General features: G+C 35.8%; 4 protein-coding genes and 1 pseudogene. 4 read left to right on the forward strand and 1 reads right to left on the reverse strand.

The window, feature by feature from the left end:
* A pseudogene (locus MVY38_RS06385) lies at nt 1-140 on the reverse strand (RNA pyrophosphohydrolase); the annotation flags it as partial.
* Nucleotides 141-232: 92 nt separating this feature from the next.
* On the opposite strand from MVY38_RS06385, the gene hemW reads away from it, so the two are divergent.
* The 4 genes from hemW to MVY38_RS06405 all read left to right on the forward strand — a co-directional run.
* A complete protein-coding gene (gene hemW / locus MVY38_RS06390) occupies nt 233-1,288 on the forward strand; it encodes a radical SAM family heme chaperone HemW (protein WP_297484479.1) in 1,056 nt (351 codons plus the stop codon).
* Nucleotides 1,289-1,346: 58 nt separating this feature from the next.
* Nucleotides 1,347-1,784, forward strand: coding sequence for a Sec-independent protein translocase protein TatB (gene tatB / locus MVY38_RS06395; protein WP_297484481.1), 438 nt, complete (start codon nt 1,347-1,349; stop codon nt 1,782-1,784).
* Entirely contained in the window at nt 1,777-2,631 is an 855-nt protein-coding gene (gene tatC, locus MVY38_RS06400; protein WP_297484483.1) for a twin-arginine translocase subunit TatC, read from the forward strand. Before tatB ends, tatC begins: the two co-directional genes overlap by 8 nt.
* Nucleotides 2,624-2,967 (forward strand): S-adenosylmethionine:tRNA ribosyltransferase-isomerase (locus MVY38_RS06405; RefSeq protein ID WP_297484485.1); only part of this gene is annotated, 344 nt, incomplete at its 3' end. The genes tatC and MVY38_RS06405, both read left to right, overlap by 8 nt.

Genomic DNA, 2,967 nt, shown 5'->3' on the forward strand with positions numbered 1-2,967 from the left:
TCATCAATTCCACCTTGTGGAAACTGCCAAATATCTGTCAAATCATTTCGTTGAGCAATAAAAATTTCTTTTTTTTGAGGATAATTCTCGGAGACTATTATCATCGCCACATTTGGACGGTATTTCTCTGTACTTTTCATAATATATACCTAAATTAAGTTACGCGGATTATACTAAAAAGCTTTTAAGCAATGGCTTAAGGGCATGGCAAAAATTTCGCTATACTTTCAAAATGTTACTATATATACACATTCCATTTTGCGATTCCAAATGCTCTTACTGTGCTTTTAACTCTTATGTAGATAAATTTCATCTCAAAGAGGAGTATATGCAGGCACTTTTAGCACAACTTAGCTATGAACTTAAAAGATTTTCTGCAACTGCAGAGTCAATTGAAACACTTTTTATTGGAGGTGGCACACCCTCAACAGTTGCACCATCTCTGTATGCTCCAATTTTTGCACTCCTTGCACCTTATCTCAAAAAAGATGCCGAAATAACAAGTGAAGCAAATCCTAATAGTGCTACTTATGAGTGGCTTGAGGGGATGAAAAGACTTGGAGTAAATCGCATTAGTTTTGGTGTGCAGAGTTTTGACAAAGATAAGCTCAAACTACTTAACCGTGCGCATACTCCAGAGATGGCAAAAGAGGCACTCTTAAACGCAGCAAAGATTGGCTACAAAAATCTCTCTCTTGACCTTATTTACGCAACTCTGGGCGACACAAAAGAGCTGCTTCAAAAAGATATTGACACTGCGTTTAGCCTCCCTATCAACCACCTCAGTGCTTATGCACTTACCATTGAAGAGGGTACTGCGTTTCAAGCGCGTCCTGAAATGTCATCAGAGCAGTTAGAAATCACACAATGGATTTTTGCTCAAATTCAAAAACAAAACTTTACACAGTATGAAATTAGTAATTTCGGCATCTACCATTCAGAGCATAACTTAGGCTACTGGAAATATAAAGATTACATAGGTGCAGGTGCAGGTGCAGTTGGTAAACTTGGCACAAAACGCTACTATCCTACGCCATCCATTGAAGCCTACATACAAAATCCTCTCTCTATAAATGAAGAGAGTTTAACGGGGGAAGATATACGCTTAGAAAAGATATTTTTAGGCTTTCGTTCTTGCGTTGGAGTGCAAAAAGAGATTTTAACCGATGAAGAAAAAGATAGAGCTTCCATTTTAGTTCAAGAGAAAAAACTTCTCCTAAAAAATGCTACTTTTTTTAACCCTGAGTATCTTTTGGCAGACGAGATTGCTCTGTATTTAACTTCTTGAAGATATTTTAATCATACTTTAGATAAAATCTCAACATAAATACTTATGAAGGCGTAACATGTTTGGTATGGGTTTTACTGAGATACTTCTCATAGCAGTTATAGCTATCCTTTTTCTAGGTCCTGAAAAACTTCCTAGTACAATGATAGAAATTGCTAAATTTTTTAGAAATGTTAAAAATACGGTCGGAAGCGTAAAAGATTCCATAGAAGATGAGATGCATATCTCTGATATTAAAAAAGAGGCACTTGCTTATAAGAAAGAGCTTTTAAACGCAAGTGAACAGGTAAATAAAGTTGCAAATATGCCTTCGCAAGCAACAGCATCTCTAAATGTTTATGCAGACCATCTTTTAAAAGATGATGTAGATGAAATACCACCAGAGATTGTCAAAGCACAAGCACCAGTAGAAGAGAAGAGTGAAACGCAAGAAGTCACCTTCAAAAAGAAAAAAAAGAAAACTCCTAAAAAAGAAGAAGATAATATAGATGTTTGATGAATTAATACCCCACTTAGCCGAACTTAGAAAGAGATTGGCTATCTCTGCTGCTAGTCTTATAGTTATGTTTTTTGTAATGTTTTACTTCCATGAATTTCTTTTAAATTGGATGGTTGCACCGCTGAACCAAGCCCTTATTGCCGTTGGAAAAGTCTCTATTCATGCCGCGAATGGAATGGTAACTACCTCCCAAGTTGGTGGTGCATTTTTCGTAGCCCTAAAAGTCTCATTTTTTGCAGCCATTATTGCCGCACTCCCTATTATACTCTCACAGATTTGGCTTTTCATTGCACCAGGGCTTTATTCGCATGAGAAAAAGATGATTATTCCTTTTATTTTAGGTGGAACGATTATGTTTATAGTAGGTGTTTTATTTGCTTACTATGTTGTTACTCCTTTTGGTTTTGATTTTCTTATTACTTTTGGTAGTTTTAGATTTACTCCACTCATTAATATAGAAGATTATGTTGGTTTTTTTACAAAAATCATGTTCGGCTTTGGAATTGCCTTTGAACTGCCTGTCTTTGCTTACTTTTTAGCACTTTTAGGTCTTGTTAACGACAAACAGATGATGGCATTTTTCAAATATGCTATTGTTATTATATTTATAGTAGCTGCACTTCTTACACCACCAGATGTTTTAACGCAACTTCTTATGGCTGGTCCATTACTTGTCTTGTATGGAGCATCAATACTCATTGTAAAAATGGTCAATCCTGCAGGGGAAGAAGAAGATGAAGATGAAGAAGAAGATGAGAACGAAAAAGAAAGCGACAGTGAAACAGATGAAAACCAAGAACTAGAGAGTGAAGAGACAAATAAAATAGAGAAAAAAAGTGAGTAACCCAGAGTTACTCACAAGCAGCTATGATTTTCATCTGCCAGATGAACTTATAGCTGCTTACCCTGCAAATCCTCGTGACCACGCAAAACTCTTAGTTTATGATAGAGAAACAGATACCATTACTCATGCACACTTCTATGATTTAGAAAAATTTATTCCAAAAGATTGTGCCTTAATCTTTAATGATACAAAAGTTATAAAAGCACGCCTTTTTGGGAATAAACCGAGTGGTGGTAAAATAGAACTGCTTATAAATAGACCTCTAAACGCAGTCGATATAAATGTCTATATTCGTGGACGAGTAAAAGCAGGAACCCAACTGTTTTTTGATGAAAA

Source organism: Sulfurimonas sp. (assembly GCF_027056685.1).
In the GTDB taxonomy this organism is placed as follows: Bacteria; Campylobacterota; Campylobacteria; order Campylobacterales; family Sulfurimonadaceae; genus Sulfurimonas.